General features: G+C 46.9%; 18 protein-coding genes. 11 read left to right on the top strand and 7 right to left on the bottom strand.

Annotated elements, in window-relative coordinates:
- Window positions 1–90: 90 nt before the first annotated feature.
- A complete protein-coding gene (locus tag Q0171_RS08400; protein ID WP_299328935.1) occupies window positions 91–696 on the top strand; it encodes a sugar O-acetyltransferase in 606 nt (201 codons plus the stop codon).
- A 167-nt stretch (window positions 697–863) separates the two neighbouring features.
- Here Q0171_RS08400 and bioA read toward each other — a convergent pair whose 3' ends face one another.
- Entirely contained in the window at window positions 864–2,339 is a 1,476-nt protein-coding gene (gene bioA, locus Q0171_RS08395; protein WP_299328933.1) for an adenosylmethionine--8-amino-7-oxononanoate transaminase, read from the bottom strand.
- A 70-nt stretch (window positions 2,340–2,409) separates the two neighbouring features.
- Here bioA and Q0171_RS08390 point away from each other — a divergent pair, with 70 nt between their 5' ends.
- The 10 genes from Q0171_RS08390 (at window position 2,410) to ilvN (ending at window position 14,528) form a co-directional block, all read left to right on the top strand.
- Window positions 2,410–3,771 carry an aminotransferase class I/II-fold pyridoxal phosphate-dependent enzyme gene (locus tag Q0171_RS08390; protein WP_299328931.1) on the top strand — a complete coding sequence of 454 codons (1,362 nt, stop codon included), beginning with the start codon at window positions 2,410–2,412 and terminating at the stop codon, window positions 3,769–3,771.
- Window positions 3,755–5,380 (top strand): pimeloyl-ACP methyl esterase BioG family protein, encoded by a 1,626-nt coding sequence (locus Q0171_RS08385; RefSeq protein ID WP_299328929.1) that lies wholly within the window; start codon window positions 3,755–3,757, stop codon window positions 5,378–5,380. Before Q0171_RS08390 ends, Q0171_RS08385 begins: the two co-directional genes overlap by 17 nt.
- Window positions 5,381–5,652: 272 nt before the next feature.
- Window positions 5,653–6,465, top strand: a complete 813-nt coding sequence (locus tag Q0171_RS08380) for a phosphatidate cytidylyltransferase (protein ID WP_299328945.1) — start codon at window positions 5,653–5,655, stop codon at window positions 6,463–6,465.
- A gap of 11 nt (window positions 6,466–6,476) precedes the next feature.
- A complete protein-coding gene (gene dxr / locus Q0171_RS08375) occupies window positions 6,477–7,607 on the top strand; it encodes a 1-deoxy-D-xylulose-5-phosphate reductoisomerase (protein ID WP_299328926.1) in 1,131 nt (376 codons plus the stop codon).
- Window positions 7,608–7,752: 145 nt separating this feature from the next.
- A complete protein-coding gene (locus Q0171_RS08370) occupies window positions 7,753–7,926 on the top strand; it encodes a hypothetical protein (protein WP_299328924.1) in 174 nt (57 codons plus the stop codon).
- 23 nt (window positions 7,927–7,949) lie between these two features.
- Entirely contained in the window at window positions 7,950–10,502 is a 2,553-nt protein-coding gene (flgL, locus tag Q0171_RS08365) for a flagellar hook-associated protein FlgL (protein ID WP_299328921.1), read from the top strand.
- 404 nt (window positions 10,503–10,906) lie between these two features.
- Window positions 10,907–11,587, top strand: coding sequence for a homeostatic response regulator transcription factor HsrA (gene hsrA / locus Q0171_RS08360; protein WP_299328919.1), 681 nt, complete (start codon window positions 10,907–10,909; stop codon window positions 11,585–11,587).
- A 127-nt stretch (window positions 11,588–11,714) separates the two neighbouring features.
- The gene (locus Q0171_RS08355) at window positions 11,715–12,242 is read left to right on the top strand and encodes an META domain-containing protein (protein WP_299328916.1); all 528 of its coding nucleotides are present in this window, start codon (window positions 11,715–11,717) and stop codon (window positions 12,240–12,242) included.
- A 56-nt stretch (window positions 12,243–12,298) separates the two neighbouring features.
- Window positions 12,299–14,014 carry an acetolactate synthase large subunit gene (locus tag Q0171_RS08350; RefSeq protein WP_299328914.1) on the top strand — a complete coding sequence of 572 codons (1,716 nt, stop codon included), beginning with the start codon at window positions 12,299–12,301 and terminating at the stop codon, window positions 14,012–14,014.
- 46 nt (window positions 14,015–14,060) lie between these two features.
- A complete protein-coding gene (gene ilvN / locus Q0171_RS08345; protein WP_299328911.1) occupies window positions 14,061–14,528 on the top strand; it encodes an acetolactate synthase small subunit in 468 nt (155 codons plus the stop codon).
- 55 nt (window positions 14,529–14,583) lie between these two features.
- On the opposite strand, the gene Q0171_RS08340 is transcribed toward ilvN, so the two are convergent.
- From Q0171_RS08340 to panD, 6 genes are all read right to left on the bottom strand, one after another.
- On the bottom strand, window positions 14,584–15,918 hold the full coding sequence (locus tag Q0171_RS08340) for a HAMP domain-containing sensor histidine kinase (RefSeq protein WP_299328908.1): 1,335 nt from the start codon (window positions 15,916–15,918) through the stop codon (window positions 14,584–14,586).
- A 1-nt stretch (window position 15,919) separates the two neighbouring features.
- Entirely contained in the window at window positions 15,920–16,636 is a 717-nt protein-coding gene (locus tag Q0171_RS08335; RefSeq protein WP_299328906.1) for a response regulator transcription factor, read from the bottom strand.
- Window positions 16,637–16,640: 4 nt separating this feature from the next.
- A complete protein-coding gene (locus Q0171_RS08330) occupies window positions 16,641–17,105 on the bottom strand; it encodes a DUF1104 domain-containing protein (RefSeq protein WP_299328904.1) in 465 nt (154 codons plus the stop codon).
- Window positions 17,106–17,266: 161 nt separating this feature from the next.
- Window positions 17,267–17,761, bottom strand: coding sequence for a non-heme ferritin (gene ftnA, locus Q0171_RS08325; protein WP_299328902.1), 495 nt, complete (start codon window positions 17,759–17,761; stop codon window positions 17,267–17,269).
- A 139-nt stretch (window positions 17,762–17,900) separates the two neighbouring features.
- Entirely contained in the window at window positions 17,901–18,203 is a 303-nt protein-coding gene (locus Q0171_RS08320; RefSeq protein ID WP_299328899.1) for a YbaB/EbfC family nucleoid-associated protein, read from the bottom strand.
- Between the two features lie 45 nt (window positions 18,204–18,248).
- The gene (gene panD, locus Q0171_RS08315; RefSeq protein ID WP_299328896.1) at window positions 18,249–18,599 is read right to left on the bottom strand and encodes an aspartate 1-decarboxylase; all 351 of its coding nucleotides are present in this window, start codon (window positions 18,597–18,599) and stop codon (window positions 18,249–18,251) included.
- Window positions 18,600–18,608: the final 9 nt, after the last annotated feature.

The raw sequence follows: 18,608 nt of genomic DNA, 5'->3' as shown, positions 1-18,608 counted from the left end.
ATGATAAGGATTCTAATGTGATATGGGGCGATAAGCTAAGCGATGAAGAGTATTTACAAGCGATTAAACAAGCAGAGAAAAGGAAGTGATATGCAGGATATAAGTAAAAAAGCTACAACCAAAGCCACACCACGCACAGATAGAGATATTTTCACGCGTGATTTGGCGGGTGAACTAGTGGATATGAATGATCCAGAGTTTGATAAGATTAAAAAAATCATCTTGCGGACAATAGAGCTTACCCATAAGCTCAACTCCGCACATCATAGCCCAGAATCTACACGAGCGATTTTTAGCGAGATTGTAGGCTATGATGTGGATTCTAGCACTTGGATTATCCCGCCTTTTTATGTGGATTTTGGACGCAATATCAAGGTAGGTAAAAACTTCTTTATGAATAGCTCTTGCACTTTTATGGATAGGGGTGGGATTACAATTGGCGATGATGTGTTTATCGCCCCAAAGGTGTGTCTCACTACAATCAATCACGATTTTAATCCCTACAATCGCAAGGCAACTTTCACAAAGCCCATTGTGATAAAAGATAGGGTGTGGATAGGGATAAATGCCACGATTTGCCCGGGCGTTACCATTGGGGAAAATTCAATCATTGCCGCAGGAAGTGTAGTAACCAAAGATGTCCCGCCAAATGTCATTGTAGGCGGGAATCCCGCTAAGATTCTAAAAAGGCTTTGAATTTGTTTGGCTTTAAAATGCCAAAGTAGCTAGTATCTAGGATTTAAAGCCCAGATAGACGCATACGATCCCACATACATTGGAGAGTAGCACATAAGCATTGCGGTAAAGACACAATGATTCTGCAAGAGCTTTAGCACCTCTAAGCTAATCACCAAATCCACGCCCTACCCCAATCCCTCCAAAATCCCTGCAAGATTCTCCACCACATAAGCAATCTGCTCACGCGTGATGATATATGGAGGCATGAAGTAGATCGTATTGCCAAGCGGGCGCAGTAGCAGCCCTCTCTCCAAAGCACGCAAGAACACCTCGCGCCCCAGCCGCTCCCCAGGATTGGCGCGCAAATCCAGCGCAAATATCATGCCACAATGCCGCAGATTACGCACAATAGGCAGCTCACCAAGCTCGCTCCAGCACTCTGCGATATAGGCAGAAGTCGTGCGATTTTTCTCGATGATATGCTCTTGTGCAAATATATCCAGCACGGCATTTGCCGCGCTACATGCCAACGCATTGCCCGTGTAGCTATGGCTGTGTAAAAACGCCCGCTGCTCCTCATAGGGCGCATAAAATGCCTGATAAATCTCATCGCTTGTGATAACCACACTTAAGGGCATGTAGCCACCTGTGATACCTTTTGATAAGCAGAGAAAATCTGGCACAATCCCGCACTGCTCATAGGCAAACATGCTCCCGCTCCTGCCAAACCCCACCGCAATTTCATCAAATATAATGAGAATCCCATAGCTCCTAGCTAGCTCACAGGCTTTTTGCACAAATGCACGCGGATAGATATGCATGCCCCCTGCACACTGGATAAGTGGCTCTAAGATGAATGCACAAATCTCCTCACCCTGCTCTTGCAAGATAGATTCTAGGGCGAGCAGCTCATGTTCATAATACTCGCTAGAATCTAGCAGCGCAGGGTTTAGCACGCCGTTTTGAAATGCGCTATTAGGGAATGTATTACAGAGATTTTGCGCGTGCGCATTGCCAAGCACATCTGGCACAGGTGTAGCGATATTAGTAAGCAATATGGGCTCATAAGTAGCTTTATACAGCCCCAGATCCCCCACACTTAGTGCGCCGATCGTCTCGCCATGGTAAGCATTAGTAAGGGAGAGAAATTTCGTGCGTTTAGCATGTTTAGCACCAGAATCTAGCCTAGATTCTAGCAGAAGCCCACGCGTATCATATCCCTGCATGTTTAGGTGGTAGTGGAAGCTCATTTTGAGCGCGACTTCAATCGCCGATGAGCCATTATCCGCATAGAAGCATTTGCGTAGATTCTCTGGCAGCAAAGCACACAGACGCTGGGAAAGCGTGATGATAGGCTCATGTGTAAATCCCGCAAGCAGCACATGCTCTAGGCTCTCTAGTTGCGCGCTGATTGCAGCGTTTATCGTTGGGTTGCAATGCCCAAAGAGATTTACCCACCAGCTACTGATACAATCAATATACTCGCGCCCTTCAAAGTCAAACAAACTCGCGCCACGAGCGGATTTTATGGGGATTATAGGCAGGGATTCATGCTCTTTCATCTGCGTGCATGGGTGCCAGATGTGCGCAAGATCGCGCGCAGCGAGAGTAGCGTTTGACGAGATTTGGGAAGCTTGTGATATAGGCGATATGGCAGGCATGATGACTCCTTAATCGCACATTATCGCATAATTTGCTACAATCCGCGCCAATTTTAACTACCGGTGTCTCATGGCTAAATCACTCTCCAATACCCCAAAATCCACCTCCCTTACCACACGCGCCCACACGCAGCTAGAATCTCTCCAGCGCGCGCATAATCTCCGCACAATCACCGACTACGCTCATCATGGGATTTATCTCCAAAAACCAAAATCCCCAAACCCTCAAACCACGCCAGAATCCACCCCGCAATCCCCTCTCTTGCTCAATCTCACTAGCAACGACTACCTTGGGCTAGCAGGCGCAAGCCACGCAATCCTAAACCAGAATCTAAATCGCCCAGGCAATGCCGCTCCTGATGACTCTGCGCTTACACTCGCACAGAGATTCTGGGAGTTTGTTAGGCAAAAGGGGATTAGAGAGCAGGATTTGCGCTTTGGCTCTGGGTCTTCAAGGCTGCTAAGTGGTGGCTCACCTGTGTGGGAAGCGTTTGAAGCGCATTTACAGACATGTTTTGCGCAAAAATCCGCACTGCTTTTCAACAGCGGCTATCATCTTAACTGCTCTTGTCTGGCTGCGCTTGGCAGGCTAGAATCCACGCTTATTCTCATCGATGAATACGCGCACGCGAGCATGTTTGATGGGCTACTGCTTGGCAAATCCCTAAACCCAGCGCTACGCTGGAAACGCTTTAAACACAATGATATAGCGCATCTAAGCGCACTCCTAGAATCTAGCCACAAGAATTTCGCGCATATTATCATCGTGAGTGAAGCACTCTTTAGCATGGAGGGGGATTTGTGCGATTTAGCAGGACTTGTCGCACTCAAGCGCACCTATCCTAACGCCCTACTCTATCTCGATGAAGCCCATAGCCTTGGTGTAGTGGGCGAGCTTGGGCTTTGCGCTAGTATGGGCTATATCACAGAAGTGGATTTTCTCGTGCTAACCTTTGGCAAAGCGCTTGGGAGCGTGGGGGCATGTATGCTATGCGCGCGCCCACTTCGCGAGCTCTTTGTCAATCTCGCTCGTGGGCTCATCTACTCCACTGCACTGCCACCCATCAATATCGCATTTAGCTATTTTGCTTTCACGCTGCTGGGCGAGCTTGAGCCCAAACGCGAGAAAATCCGTGCTTTAAGCCAGCATACCCGCGCACAGCTAGAATCTATCACGCATAAAATCCGCTTACCCGATAATGCAGAGTGGCAAGTGCTTGGCGAGCTACAAATCATCTCGCTTGTGCTTGGGGCAAATGAGCGCGCCATCGCCTGCGAGAGGGCACTAGAATCTAGCGGGATTTTTGCCAAGGCGATCAAATCTCCCACAATCCCACATGGAAGTGCGAGAATCCGCTTCTGCCTGCATGCCGATCTGCCCAATCTCGCGCCACTTTTTGACGCATTAGAATCCTATGCAAATCACCTATAAACGCGCAAGTCAAAAAACACGCGCCCACACGCTTGTCGTGGTATTTGGCGGGTTTGCTACGATAGAGGAGATGTTTTGGGGCTTGGATTGCCCAGAATCCAGAGCAGAATCTAGCCAGGACACTCCCACTACATGCGATGTGGTGCTGTGCTATGGATATGGGGATTTGGACTCTGGTGCATTAGTTGGCGAACGAGAATCTAGCCAGATCAATTTTGACAAACTAGAATCCGCCGCGCGCACGCTAGAAGAGTATATGGCAGGGTATGAGCGCTGTGTCCTTGTGGCATTTTCTCTAGGAGTCTGTGTCGCGCCTAGAATCTTTAGCGCGCTAGATTCTGGGCTATGGGGGAGATTTAGCGCGCGTATCGCAGTAAATGGCACACCACTTGGGATTGATGAAACACTAGGAATCCACCCCAGAATCTACACACGCACGATGAGATATTTTAGCCTAGGAGATTTTGCCCACGCACTTTTTGGGCTAGATTCTCGCTCGCCAACTAATGCACCAGAGTCTAAATCGCCCACTCTCTGCCAAGCACTAGAATCTAGCCTTGATACCAATACCTGCAAACGCGAGCTTGAGAGTCTCTGCACGCTTGCAACTGCTCTAGCATATAATCCCAAGCTCACCTACACCCACGCGCTCATCTCCACGCGCGATAATATTTTCCCACCAAAGAGCGTGCGTGTATATTTTAGCAAGCACACTCCACCAATCCCCTGCTATGAGCTTAATGCACCACATTTTTTGTTTGGGCTATTTACGAGCTGGAGCGATGTGCTACGACTCTGCGGAGCGCTTGAAATACCAAAAACCACTCCAAAGTCTCAAAAATTTAGGACGCTCGATTCTAGTCTGCCAGAGAGCAAGGCAGTGGCACGGCGATTTTATGCAGCACGAGAGAGCTATGCCAAACATGCCAGAATCCAAGCGCACATGCGCGAGAATCTTATGCACCTACTCCTAGAATCTAATCTACCAACCCATGGCAGAGAGTTTGCGCGGATTTTTGAATTTGGCGCGGGGGGCGGTGAGTTTAGCGAGATATTACAGCGTGAGCTGGTGTATAGAGAGTTTATCTGCAGCGACATCAATGATTTCTCCCAGCACTGGGAGAAGCGACTTAGTCCTGCTACGAGGGCGGAGATTTTTGACATGCGAGATTTAGCCACGCATAGCATGAGCAAAAAGCGCTTTGACCTCATCACATCAAACGCCTGCCTACAATGGCTAGATAGCTATGAGATACTACCTGTGCTTGCTCGTATGTTGGAAAACCATGGGGTGCTGCTGCTAGGGAGCTTTGGCATGCAAAATTACTATGAAATCGCCTATACACTTGGCGTCTCGCTTGAATATCGGGGGGTAGATTCTCTGCGAAACCAGCTTGAAGCGCTAGGGCTACAGGTGCTACATATCAGCAGTGAAGTGCAGGTGCTAGATTTTGGCAATGCGCTTGGGGTGTTTAGGCATTTGCGCGATAGCGGGGTCAATAGCCTACATGCCACACTCACAAAATCCAAGCTCCTAGCCTATGAGCAGATGTTTGGCGCTCGCTTAACCTACGAGCCCCTCTATATCCTCGCCCAAAAGATTCTATAAACTTGATATAATAGACTTGCTCCCAATCGAATATATAAAGGAAACCCATGCCTAAGAATAATCACCCAGAAAACGCCCAGCCACAAGAGCCAGAAAGCTCCCCTGATAAGCTAGATTCCGCGCCACAAGAGCCAGAATCTAGCGCACTAGATTCTACCATGGACACAAAATCTACCAAAGAATCTCTGGAAAAAGAGAGTGCAGATTCTAGTGCAAAATCCCATGCCCACACCAAAATCCCCAATGTCTCGCTCGATGAAATCAAGCAAGACATGAAAGCTAAGCTCTCTGGCGAGAGCTCGCGCTATATCACTGCAGCTGTGCTTATTGGCGTCATCGCCGCATTGCTTTTATGGAACAATCCAATCGTGATTTGGGCAGTGATTGGCGCGGTGTTTATCCTGGGCTTTAGAGAAGCGCTAGCTCTGTATGATCTTGAGCAGCACGCGGGATTCTACGCGCTGGCTCTCGCACTCTGGGCGACATCGTATTTCGTAGCAAACCCAATCGAAAGCGCACTTGTAGCATGTATGATCCTAGCCTCTATTACTGCCTATGCCCAGCGCCTAAGCCCTCGCGCAATGCTGCCATTTCTCTACCCGACATTGCCATTTCTCGCGCTCTATAGCGTGTATAAGGACTTTGGTGTTTCACATATTGTGTGGCTGATTTTGATTATCGCACTTTGTGATATTGGGGCATATTTTGGCGGCAGACTTTTTGGCAAAACTCCACTAAGCCCCACCAGCCCTAAAAAGACGCTTGAGGGCGTTATTATCGGTGTAGCAGTTTCTATTGTCGTAGGGAGTGTGGCGGGGATTTTTGTGCTTGGGACGCACTTTTTCTTCGCGATTTTTGCAAGCCTCATCGTGGCGGTGTGTGGAGTGTTTGGCGATTTATACGAGAGCTATCTCAAGCGCCAAGCACAAGTAAAAGACTCTGGCTCGATTCTGCCCGGGCATGGGGGGATTCTCGATCGATTTGACGCAGTGCTCTTTGGCGCAGTGGGCATGCATTTCTTGCTGATATTTTTTAATGATTTTGCCTGCTCGCGCTGCATGTCTCTGCTCAATCTCATGCAATAGCTACAAACCCCATGATAATCCTAGGTAGCACCGGGTCTATTGGCGTCGCTACGCTAGAAATAGCGACTAGATTCTCGCGCAGAGTCGAAGCGCTCGCTTGTGGGCGCAACATCGCACTACTAAACCAACAAATCCAAGCGCACCGCCCACGCTTCGTGGCAATCGCGGATTATGCCGATATGCCACTGCTAGAGCCCATGGGCGCAGAAGTGTTTGTTGGGAGTGCGGGGATTTGCGAGATGATTGAAAAAGCAGAATCTAGTCTTGTAGTAAATGCCATTGTTGGATTTGCCGGGCTTGAACCATCGCTATGCACCCAACAATGTGGCAAGACCCTAGCCCTAGCCAATAAAGAATCTCTCGTCTCTGGGGGCTGGCTCCTGGATACTAGCGTAATTATCCCCATAGATAGCGAGCATTTCGGGCTATGGTATCTGCGCACACACCGCGTGCTAAAGCGGCTTGTCATCACTGCTAGCGGTGGGGCATTTCGCGATACGCCACTGCATGAAATCCCGCACAAACGCGCTCATGACGCGCTCTGCCACCCAAACTGGCGCATGGGGCAAAAAATCACCATAGATTCTGCAAGTATGGTAAATAAGCTATTTGAGATTCTAGAAGCATTTTGGCTCTTTGGCTGCAGGGAAGTGGAAGCATTCATTGAGCGAAGCTCTAGTGTGCATGCGCTTATAGAGTTTCTTGATGGCAGCACGACAGCACATTTCGCTCTGCCTGATATGCGCCTGCCTATCGCTTATGCCATAGATCCTATCCAAGCCGCACAGAGCCAAATCATAGAGTCCATGGATTTGTCCCAGATTCTAGCCCTTAGCTTCGAGCCTATCAGCACAGATCGCTACCCACTCTATGGGCTAAAAAACAAGCTCCTAGCAAACCCCAAACTCGGCATCATAATCAATGCTAGCAATGAGACTGCCATAGCGCATTTTCTGCGCGATGAATTTAGGTTTGGTGAGATTTGCGCGGTGGTGCTCGCTGCGCTGGAGCACTTTGCTAGCAGACCAGAGCTTGCACCAGAATCTAATATGCTGAACTCATATGAAGCGATTCGGTCGCTAGACTCGCAGGTGCGCGATTATAGTAGCAACTACTGCAAGAGAATTATTACCAGCCAATAGCAAGCTTTTGATTGCGCGACAATATAAGTTTGGAAATACTAGAATCCAAATGGCACTTTTTTTGCTTGCTTTAATCTAGGAGGCGGAGTGTGTAAAAAGTAGATTCTAGGGGTTAAGTCAATTTTGGAAAAAACGATTCTAGGATTTGAGTAAAAGACAGCAAGCTCAAGTCGCAAGCGGCAGGATTTTTGATGAGAAATGTGGGGTGCAAGGAAAATCGCAAGGGAGCTACCTTAGCGGCAGTGACTGCGGCGATTTTTCTCAGCTCCCGCATTTATCGCAAAAAGCCAACGCCAAACATACAAAAAGTGGATTCTAGGATTTTAAGTTCAAGGAGATTCTATGCGTATCACATTTGGGACTAAATACAACCAAATGAACCACTATCAAAATACCTTGCAAAACAAGCTTAATGACAAAAACACGCAGATCGCCTCTGGGCTGAAAATCCAATACGGCTACCAAGACGCAAGTGTCTATAATCAAAATCTCCGCTTTGAAAATGAGATCAACACCCTAGCCCAAGGCATTGATGTCGCCGAGCACGCACAAACCGCCACGCTCAATACCGATAAAACTCTCTCAGATCTATCAGAAACAATGGTGCAGTTTAAGACAAAGCTAATCCAAGCGGCAAACGACATACACTCCCCAGCCTCGCGCGAAGCCATCGCCAATGATATGGAGGCGTTGAAAAAGCACTTCCTAAGCCTAGCAAACACATCTATTGGTGGGAATTTCATCTTTGGTGGAAGCAGGGTCGATCACCCACCATTTGATGAAGATGGCAATTACCACGGCAATGATGAAAAGCTCAATGTCCTAGTAAGCTCGCATAATCTCGTGCCATATAATGTAACAGGGCAGGAGCTATTCTTTGGCAGGGATAGTGATAAGCAGCGTATCATCACTACAAACCTAAAAATGCTTAATCAATCTAAACTGCATCCGGGCATTATGGATAGCTCCAATCGCAGCAATCTCTCCCAAGAAGTCTATATCAAAGCCAGCGATACTCTGCGCGATTTAATCGGCGATGATGATAGCGACCCTAGTAATGATAAGCCGGAGTATTTTTACTTGCGTGGTGTGCGATCTGATGGCTCGGTGTTTAAGTCTAAGTTTGCTTTGGATAAGGCGTTTTCTAATGATGAGCGTGCGACAAAGGTGCAAGACTTGCTCGATCGCATTGGCAAGGAGTTTGGCAACACTGCGTTAAATAAGGTCGTAGAAGTTACGCTCAATCAGTGGGGGCAAATAGAGATAAAAGATTTAGAGCCGGGTAAATCAGGGATAGATTTTCATCTCATCTCAAGTGATATGAATGTCGATAATGTCGATGACCTCATCACCAATGGTGCGCGCGTTACAGCCTATAATCAAAGCGCGTTTTTGACAGATAGGGCAGTATCTAGTATCACAGGGGTAACGGATAAAAGCGACTTCCGCAAGGTGGAGCTACCTACTGCTTTCATCACCAGAGATAATAAAGCCGCGGAGATGACTACCAAGCTTGAAGAGCTTTTCCCCCCTAATGTCTCTACACTTGTTATCAGTGGCACGCGCCCAAATACGCCAGATGGCAGGATTGATACAGGAGAGGGGAAGGAGCCACTAGACTTCTTGCGCTTTGATATTAAAGGAGCTACTGCTAGGGATCTCGCCCAAGCGATTAAAGAGCATTTTGGCGGCAATATTGATGTAACGATTACTAAAGGGCGTTTGATTGTTATTGATAATAATGTCGCCAATCAGGCTCACGACTTCCAAGATCCGCCCTTTAATGGTGAGCACGGATTCTCCATTGCGCTCACCACACTTGATGAGTTTGGCGCACAGACTGATGGCATACCTACAGATTACGCCAATGAGTATGATCGCACATTTTTTCAGGTCGAAGGCTCTAAAATCACTTCTAGTCTCTCGCAAGTGCTGGCAAATGGCGGAGGCTATGCCAATGGTGAGACAAGACTAAGTGATGTGGTGGGGGCAAGTATTGAGGGGCAAAGCTATGTTCTAAAGCTTAACGATATGAATGGCATGCAAATTGATGCGCGAATCGTTTTTGACAAAGCAGGCGCATATCTCATGCTGCCACATCTTGGTGATGGGCAGGACTACACGATACCAATCTTTAATCCAATCGATGAGCCACCAGGGGTTAGTATCACAAAACCAGATGATGTAACTTATCGCCAGCTTATGGACGCTATGAGTATCGCGCTGAACTATAGCAACCAAGATCACGAAGCCTACAAGGCTGTCGAGCCACCAAATGGCGGGGTCGTGCAAAACACCAAGGACGCTTATATCCAACTACTCACCGATGCTAAAGGAATGTTTGATGTGATGATGACTCCAGATGGTAGAATCCAAATCCAAGACAAAATGCGCTCTGTAACAAGAATGAATGTAATGCTCTATGATGCAAGTAGCAATGACTTTTCACAAGATAGACTAAAACGCAACACCAACTCTCTGCGCCTAAATGCCAATAACGCCCTAGTCATTGATACGCCAGAAATCAACTTTTTCAAAGAAGTAGATGAGATTATCGAAGCTGTGCGAAAGGGCATATATCGTGCCGGAGCAAAGGATACTTATGGGGAGAGTATGCGTAATAAAGGCGTGCAAAATGGCATAACAGCCTTTGACCACCTAAGCGACCATATAGAAAAAATCATTGCGCTCAATGGCTCACACGGCAAAACTTTTGAAAATGTCATACGCCGCCACGAGATTTTAAAAACACAGATTGAAGGGCTTAAGGGGCAAAATATCGGCGCAGACATCGCTGATACATATAATAAATTTACCAATATCACCACAAACCTAAGTGCCGTGATGAACTCCACAAGCAGAATCAACCAAATGTCGCTTGTAAATTATCTCTAGGCAGATCTAGAATCTACCAATCTCTAAAATAAACCTAAAAAGATATTAAGGGGAGAAACGCCTAGCGCTAGGGGGAAGCGCTAGGGAATTTAAGGAGTTAAATAAACAAAAAGGAGAGCAACGCACACAAAACATGCAGATCATAATTCATACATTTCAGTCAATGCGTTTAAGCCGGACTCTTGCAAATCCGGCTTGGGCGAAATTATGAAATAAAAAAGTAAATAAACAACAATCATGCCCAGATTCTGCTTGTGCGCCTAGGCAACTTGCGGCGTAAGAATTTAATGCTTTAATTACAATAAAAATTTTATAAGAATTAGCTGAAAAAATTGTTTATTTTGCTATAATCCAGGCTTTGATTATGTATCAAGATTCTAAGAACATGGCTTAAGGAAGGAAGTATGCGTATTTTAGTAGTCGAAGATGATGTGGCGCTAAGCGACAAGATCAGCAGAGATCTCAACGACAGCGGCTACCAAACAGACATAGCAGAGAGCATGAAAGATGGCTCATACTACATCAATATCCGTAATTATGATCTTGTGCTACTGAGCTTCAAGCTCCCAGATGGCAACGGCTTGGATCTCATCACAGAGATCAAAGCAAAATCCCCCAGAGTCCCCGTCATCGTGCTAGCACAAAAACCAAAAACCGAGCAAGAGGTGAGCGCATTCAAGGCAGGTGCAGATGATTTTATTGCCAAGCCATTTGAGGTGCCTGTGCTGCTAGCTCGAGTGGAAGCTAGGCTTAGATTCTGGGGTTCAAGCACGATAGAAATCGATGATCTCATCATCAATCCAGATGAAGAAAAAATCACCTACAAAGGCAAGGAAATCGAGGTCAAAGGCAAGCCATTTGAAGTGCTAACCCACCTAGCACGCCACCGCGACCAAATCGTCTCCAAGGAGCAATTGCTTGATGCGATTTGGGAGGAGCCAGAGCTAGTTACGCCAAATGTCATCGAGGTAGCCATCAACCAGATCCGCCAGAAAATGGACAAGCCCCTGGGAATCGCCACGATAGAGACCGTGCGCCGACGCGGATATCGATTCTGCTATCCCAAAAAGCCCTCCGAACTCTAAGCAAAATCTAGTCAAGCTCGAAGTAGCCAAGCCCCTAGTAGCAAAGCAATCAAAAGCAATAAGGATCGCTAGGCTACTCTAAATATCCAGAATCTAGCCCCACTCACATATTCTATAAGGAGCACCCATGAAAAAAGCATTACAAATAACAGGTATAAGCGCTATTCTTACACTATTTTTAGGCTGCGGTGATGAGAGCGCCAAGCTCTACAATACCTGGAGCCTAACAGCGCTAAGCGATAGCGGAAAGGTTGTCGATATAGCCAAAGCCGAGCAGCCAGCCACACTCACCATAGAAAAGAGTAAATTTAATGGCAACGCCGGGTGTAATGGATTTTTTGGCGGATATACACTAAGTGGAGATTTGCTCAAAACCACAAGTGTCGGCTCGACTCGCAAGCTCTGTGCGCCAGAATCTATGGCAGTAGAAGATACGCTTATGAAACTTTTTGCTGATACTTCTATCGCATTTAAGATCCAAGGCGATACGCTTGTGCTCGAGCATGGCGCTATACACGCAGAGTTTCGCACACAAGTCCCAGCAAACATGACCCAGCCCTTAGAATCCAAAGAAGCAGAACTTTCAGCAGAATCTGGACAGGCGCAACCCTCCCAAACAGCCCAGGAGCAGACTCCACAAGAGCAAGCACAATAAGTTGGCTGCATAAGGCTCACCCAGTCAAACTTACCGCCTTATTTTAGGAGAAATCCATGGTATTAAATGGTTCGCAGATGCTCGTTGAGGCGTTGCACTTAGAAGGTGTTGAGGTTATCTTTGGCTATCCTGGTGGTGCGGTGCTCAACATCTATGATGAGCTCTACAAGCAAACATATTTTTCACATATTCTCACGCGCCACGAGCAAGCCGCCGTCCATGCAGCCGATGGCTATGCGCGCGCGAGTGGCAAAGTGGGCGTGGCAATCATCACTTCAGGTCCAGGCTTTACCAACGCCGTAACCGGAATCGCCACAGCATATATGGATTCTATCCCGCTGGTAGTTATAAGCGGACAAGTCCCTGTGGCGCAAATTGGCACAGATGCCTTTCAGGAAATCGATGCTGTGGGAATCTCGCGTCCCTGCACCAAGCACAACTTCCTTGTCAAAGACATCGCCGATCTCCCCAGAATCATCAAAGAAGCTTTCTATATTGCTAGAAGCGGACGCTATGGACCAGTGCTTATCGATCTCCCCAAAGATATCTCAGCAAGCATTGCGGAGTTCTCCTACCCAAGCCAAATACATCTCCCTAGCTATCAGCCTACCACCACACCAGCACGCTCACAAGTGCAAGCCCTTATGCAGGCGATCGCCTCCTCTGTGCGCCCACTAGCCTATCTTGGCGGCGGAGTCATCGCAAGCGATTCTAGTGCGCTAGTGCGCGAATTTCTCCGCCAAATGGGGATTCCAGCAGTAGAAACCCTCATGGCGCGCGGTGCGCTAGAATCTACCAACGAACTCAATCTTGGTATGGTAGGTATGCACGGGAGCTATGCGGCAAATATGGCGATGTGCGAGTGCGACTTGCTGCTAAGCTTTGGCGCGCGCTTTGATGATCGCGTTACAGGCAAAGTGAGCGAATTTGCCAAGCATGCCAAAATCGCACATATTGATGTAGATCCTAGCTCGATAGGCAAAATCATCGATGTAGATTATCCAATCATCGGCGATATGCGCGCAGTGGTGCAAATGCTCCTAGACATGCTTGTAGATTCTCATACCCCAGAATCTCGCTCCATAGATTCTGGAGTTTCACCAGCTGCTTTTGCGCCTTGGCGCGAACACCTTACCAGCCACCAGAATCTCCACCCCCTAGGCTATGAACATAGCGCAGAATCTATTAAGCCCCAGTGGGTCATCGAGCAGCTAGGTGCGCTACTAGGCGATAATGCAATCATCGCCACAGATGTTGGGCAGCACCAGATGTGGGCAGCGCAGTTTTATCCATTTGCTTCACCTAGGAGATTTCTCACAAGCGGTGGGCTAGGGACTATGGGCTTTGGCTTCCCAGCGGCAATGGGTGCATATTTCGCACATAAAGACAAATATATCATCAATATCACAGGCGATGGTAGTATTTTGATGAATATCCAGGAGCTTATGACCTGCGTAGCATGCGAGATTCCAGTAGTCAATGTGATTTTAAACAACAACTACCTAGGCATGGTGCGCCAGTGGCAGAGCTTTTTCTATGAAAATCGCTTCTCGCATACAGATTTATCACTCCAGCCAGATTTTGTCGCGCTTGCAGCGAGCTTTGGTGGGCTAGGATTCCGTGTGGAGCGCCCAGAAGATGTTATCCCCACACTTGAAAAGGCACTTGCAAGCAAGCGCGTATGTCTTGTAGATATTGTGGTGGATCGTTACGAGAGCGTGCTGCCTATGGTGCCAGGTGGCGCACCACTTGATAAAATGATCCTAAAATAGCCTAGAATCTAGCCAGAATAGATTCTAACGCGTGAATGGAGAGAGTATGACTAGAAAAATCATCAGCGTTGTCGTGGTAAATGAACATAGCGTCTTAGCGCGTGTATCAGGGCTTTTTGCTGGCAGAGGCTACAATATCGAATCACTCACCGTAGCCCCCATACCAGAGTCCAATCTCTCTAGGATTACAATTGCCACCCATGGCGAAGCGCGCGTGCTCGAGCAGATCATCAAGCAGCTCCATAAGCTTATCCCTGTGCTTGAAGTCAGTGATAACGACGATTTCCTAGAGAAAGAAAGCGTGCTTATCAAAATCAGCATAGAAGAGGATCTCGCTAGTATCGAGGCGCTCGCGCGTGCCTACAATGGCAAAATCGCCAATGCCAATGAAAAATACATCATCATCGTCGCCACAGAGAAGCCCCATAGGATCACAAGTCTCATCAAAGCTATGTCGCGCTTCAAGCCCAAAGAAATCGTGCGTAGCGGTGTCATCGCTATGGAGCGATACTAAAGGCAGAATCTAGCGCGAGCAAGCATTAGAATGCAGCCCTAGTAAGCAGATTCTACTACCCGCAACGCTGCAAGAGCTGCTGCCACGATAGGATAAACGCACTTCCCTTGCCTTTTTCACTCTCCACGCAAATGCCTATCCCATAGCGCGTGGCGATTTCTTTCACAAGGCACAGCCCTATGCCAAAGCCACCTTGACTTGCGTGGTAGCGCGTATAGCGCGTGAAAATCTGCTCTATCTCGCTAGGCTCTAGCCCGCAGCCGCTATCGGCAATGATGAGTTCAAAAGTGGATTCTAGCTTACAGAGCTGTATGCTAATGCTCCCGCCCTTTTTGTTGTATTTCATCGCATTACTTAGGAGATTATCAAGCAAAATGACGATTTCATCGTAGTTTGCATACAAAAAGGCTGGGGACAAGTCTTTGGTAATGGTAAGGGATTTTTGCGCAAAGAGCGCGCTAAAATACTCCAATCTTCGCTCTACAAGCCCCTGCATATCAAGCTTTTGTATCACGCCCTTGCCTTGGTAGAAATTTAGGAAAATAAGATTCTGGTAGAGGTGGTTGAGATTCTGGGCGGAGAGCTTGATATGCTGGAGTTTAGTGAGATTACTCGCGCTAAGATTTTTGGTATCAAAGCTCTGCACACTCATCAAAATTACGCTAAGTGGGGTGTTGATCTCGTGTGTAGAGTCTTTAATGAAGCGTTCAAGCGTTTGGATTTTTTCTCGTATGGGTGCTAGGGCTAGGCGCGTAAGGTAGTAGGCGATTATCCCCATAAGCACAATGGCGCAGGCAAAGTAGAGCCAAATTTCTACCTTGAGCTTGCGCACTTCTTTTGGGACATCGATGGCGGCTAGAGAGAGCTGCTCTATGGGCTTTGGCGCAAGCATGGGGAAGCTATCATCGATATTGTAGCCTTGCAAAATAATGCGGATATGCAGGCTATCGACATAGTGGAATATCTTTTTTGGGAATTTTTGACTAGGCGGCGGAATATGGCGCAAAAATCGATGATCGATGAAAAATTGCTCCCCAAAGTGCGCGGGACGCTGTGTTTTTAATGCGCTTATGATCGCGCCAATATCAAAAGCAATGGTGCTAAACACAACTCCACCGCTAGAATCCACAATCGCAAATGGCGTATTTATCGCGCTCTCTAGCTCATCTATCGCATTTTCTATGCCCTTTTGCTCATAGATAATTGCCGCGATTTTTATGGAGTCATCGCGCATTTGCGCCATTTGGTTGGCTTTAAGATTCTGCAAGCCTTTGTGATACATCACAAAGCATATCACCCCAAGCAGCACGATACTTGTGCCAAGATACAATGCCAAGATAGACAAAATACTCTTATGAAATTTCACGCTTTTAGGCGGTGTGGAGCGCATTTTATGCCTTGTAGCAGTAGCCGCAAAATCGCTGGGTGATAATGCTCTCTTTTCCCAAAATTTTGCGTAAGTTTTTCACATATACGCGCAGTGCCATACTTGTAGGACTCTCATCATAGCTCCATACGCGCTCAAATATCTCATCTTGGGAGACAAACTGCCCTCTTTTTTGCACAAGCAGGGCTAAAAGCTCGCGCTCTTTGTTTGTCAGCGCGATTAGCTCGCCTTGTGGGGAGTAGAGTGTCTTTTGTATGCAGTCAAAGCGCACGCCATTATGCAGCGTGATTGTGGGAGAGTCTTGGTGGTAAAATGGTCGTTTGAGCAAAGAGTTGATACGCAGCAGTAGCTCTTCCACATCAAAAGGCTTGCGGATATAATCATCACAGCCAGACTCAAAGCCCTCTTTGACATCGCTCGCTTGGGCGAGAGAAGTGAGCATAATCGCAGGGCTAGTTTTGCCCACAGAGCGTAGATAGCGCAGGAGAGTAAAGCCATTGGACTCTAGGCTAGAATCTGCCCTAGAATCCACTTTTTGCACATCACCGCTTGGGAGCTTTACATCAAGGATATAGAGGTCAAAATGTTCTTCATATCCCACCTCCATAGCACTTTGCACATCTTCGCACAAGCACACGCTAAAGCCCCTCTCCTGCAAGATAGAAGTAAGCATACTAGAGAGCAACACATCATCTTCTACAAGCAGGAGTTTTGCCGCCATTGTGCTATTTGTCCTTTTTGGGCTTATCGCTAGGCTTTTCTTTGGGCTTATCTTTATGATTGTGGCATTTTGGCTCTTTGCGTTTGGACTCTTTTAGCTTCTCGCAGTCGGCGTGGATTTTCAGCCCTACTTCTCTAATCTCCTTGCCACTCATAGAATCTGTCTTTTTCTGCATAGCTTTGCACACTTCTACTGCGCGGCTTTGTCGCTGCTCTTTAGATAGCTTCTCGTGCGCGGCTTTGCGTGCTTGGTGGATAGCGTCTCTAAACGCTTTCGCCTGTGGCTCATCTTTTGCCTTTAGTCGCTTATGCACTTCCATTACAAACTCTGGCTCATCTTGCGCGCTTAGGCTTGCGACTTTCTTTACCAACGCCGCATCATCTAGCTTGCTAAAATCCGCGCCAAAGCTTGTGCTAAACCCACAAGCCACAAAACTTGTCGCTACGATAATCGATCGCAATGTGGTCATTTTCAATCCTTTAAAGTGGTGTAGTTTATAGAAAAATCCATAAACGCTGCAAGTATAGGGGAGCAAGATGAAATCAGCGTGAAAGTAGAAAGAGATAAATAATGAAGCTAAATTCTAGGGTTTAGCCCCCGCCCAAATACGCGGAGACCAGCCTGCCAAGCCTATTTGCCAAGCAGAGTTTTAATGTATTGATCGACAAGATAGAGACTATTGCCACTATCGCCTACAAGCTTGATTTTATCCACAATACCGCGGAATAGTGCTTCTTCTTCGTGCTGCTCGGCGACATACCATTGCAAGAAGTTGAAAGTAGAAAAATCCTTATGCGATAGCGTAAAATCCACAAGCTCATTGATAGACTGCGTGATACCAACCTCGTGCTCATAAGTTTTTGTAAAAACATCAAGCAAGCTTGCAAAGCTAGATTCTGGCTCTTTGATCGCTTGTAGCTTGAGATTAGAGTCTGTCTCATTTAGGTAGGTGATAAGCCTTTTTGCGTGCTCACTCTCCTGCCCTGCGTGCTCGAACAAAAACGCCCCAGCCCCATCGAAGCGGTGCGTATAGCACCAAGAGCTCATACTCAAATACAAATTTGAAGCGAACATTTCCTTAGCGACTTGGTCGTTTAGACGCGCGATAACCTCTTTTGATAGCATTGTAGCTCCTTTCATTTTTAAGTGGATTCTGGGAATTATAGAAAAAAATGCTTAAAGTATTATTATAATTCACTTATTTATGAGAAAGCCACATCAAATCGCACCCTTACCAAGCAAATACGAAATTTTAGCCAAAAACTCAAGAGCCAAAAGGATTAAGCCCACCTAGCATATTTAGTGCTAGCGATTTTTTGTTATTCTCCATATTTTTATATGCCTCATTAAGCGCGGAAATGAGCAAAATCTGGAGAGCATCTTTATCATCTAGCAAAGAATCATCAATATTGATATCTACCACCTCGCCTGCACCATTAACACTCACGCTCAAAAGCCCGCCACCACTTTTGGCGGTGAATACACTCTCTTTGGATTTTTCCTCTAGCTCTTTAATGTTTTTTTGCATATCGCCAAGCATATTTTGCAAATTATTCATATCAAACATACATGCTCCTTTGGAAATTGTGTGAGATAGTGTTGGAAATAGATTCTAGGCTTGTAAAGCATTATGCTCATCGACAAACACGACTCTAGGCTTGTGCGCTTTTGCTTCATCTGCTTCCATGCTTGCATACGCGATGATAATCACCACATCACCCACGCATGCCAGCCTCGCCGCTGCACCATTTAGACAGACTACCCCGCTATCGCGTTGCCCTAGCAGCACATAAGTGCTAAGTCGCGCACCATTATTGACATTGACCACATCAACTTTCATGCCTTCAAGTAAGCCTGCTGCCTCGCATAGCGTCTCATCAATCGTGATTGAACCTACATAGTTGATATTTGCATCGCTCACGCGTGCGCGATGGATTTTGGCATAGAGCATTTCAAATCGCATTTTTTCTCC

It is taken from the genome of uncultured Helicobacter sp. (genome assembly GCF_937906905.1).
Taxonomy (GTDB): domain Bacteria; phylum Campylobacterota; class Campylobacteria; order Campylobacterales; family Helicobacteraceae; genus Helicobacter_B.
The sequence above is the reverse complement of the archived record's forward strand: the minus strand, read 5'-3'. Positions and strand labels throughout refer to the sequence as shown.

Coding starts and splice junctions, on each gene's coding strand:
- Q0171_RS08385 (WP_299328929.1), top strand. CDS start 3,755: ATGCAAATCACCTATAAACGCGCAAGTCAAAAAACACGCGCCCACACG.
- Q0171_RS08335 (WP_299328906.1), bottom strand. CDS start 16,636: ATGGCGGCAAAACTCCTGCTTGTAGAAGATGATGTGTTGCTCTCTAGT.
- Q0171_RS08380 (WP_299328945.1), top strand. CDS start 5,653: ATGAAAGCTAAGCTCTCTGGCGAGAGCTCGCGCTATATCACTGCAGCT.
- ftnA (WP_299328902.1), bottom strand. CDS start 17,761: ATGCTATCAAAAGAGGTTATCGCGCGTCTAAACGACCAAGTCGCTAAG.
- panD (WP_299328896.1), bottom strand. CDS start 18,599: ATGCGATTTGAAATGCTCTATGCCAAAATCCATCGCGCACGCGTGAGC.
- Q0171_RS08340 (WP_299328908.1), bottom strand. CDS start 15,918: ATGCGCTCCACACCGCCTAAAAGCGTGAAATTTCATAAGAGTATTTTG.
- hsrA (WP_299328919.1), top strand. CDS start 10,907: ATGCGTATTTTAGTAGTCGAAGATGATGTGGCGCTAAGCGACAAGATC.
- dxr (WP_299328926.1), top strand. CDS start 6,477: ATGATAATCCTAGGTAGCACCGGGTCTATTGGCGTCGCTACGCTAGAA.
- Q0171_RS08320 (WP_299328899.1), bottom strand. CDS start 18,203: ATGTTTGATATGAATAATTTGCAAAATATGCTTGGCGATATGCAAAAA.
- Q0171_RS08350 (WP_299328914.1), top strand. CDS start 12,299: ATGGTATTAAATGGTTCGCAGATGCTCGTTGAGGCGTTGCACTTAGAA.
- Q0171_RS08330 (WP_299328904.1), bottom strand. CDS start 17,105: ATGACCACATTGCGATCGATTATCGTAGCGACAAGTTTTGTGGCTTGT.
- bioA (WP_299328933.1), bottom strand. CDS start 2,339: ATGCCTGCCATATCGCCTATATCACAAGCTTCCCAAATCTCGTCAAAC.
- ilvN (WP_299328911.1), top strand. CDS start 14,061: ATGACTAGAAAAATCATCAGCGTTGTCGTGGTAAATGAACATAGCGTC.
- Q0171_RS08355 (WP_299328916.1), top strand. CDS start 11,715: ATGAAAAAAGCATTACAAATAACAGGTATAAGCGCTATTCTTACACTA.
- flgL (WP_299328921.1), top strand. CDS start 7,950: ATGCGTATCACATTTGGGACTAAATACAACCAAATGAACCACTATCAA.
- Q0171_RS08400 (WP_299328935.1), top strand. CDS start 91: ATGCAGGATATAAGTAAAAAAGCTACAACCAAAGCCACACCACGCACA.
- Q0171_RS08390 (WP_299328931.1), top strand. CDS start 2,410: ATGGCTAAATCACTCTCCAATACCCCAAAATCCACCTCCCTTACCACA.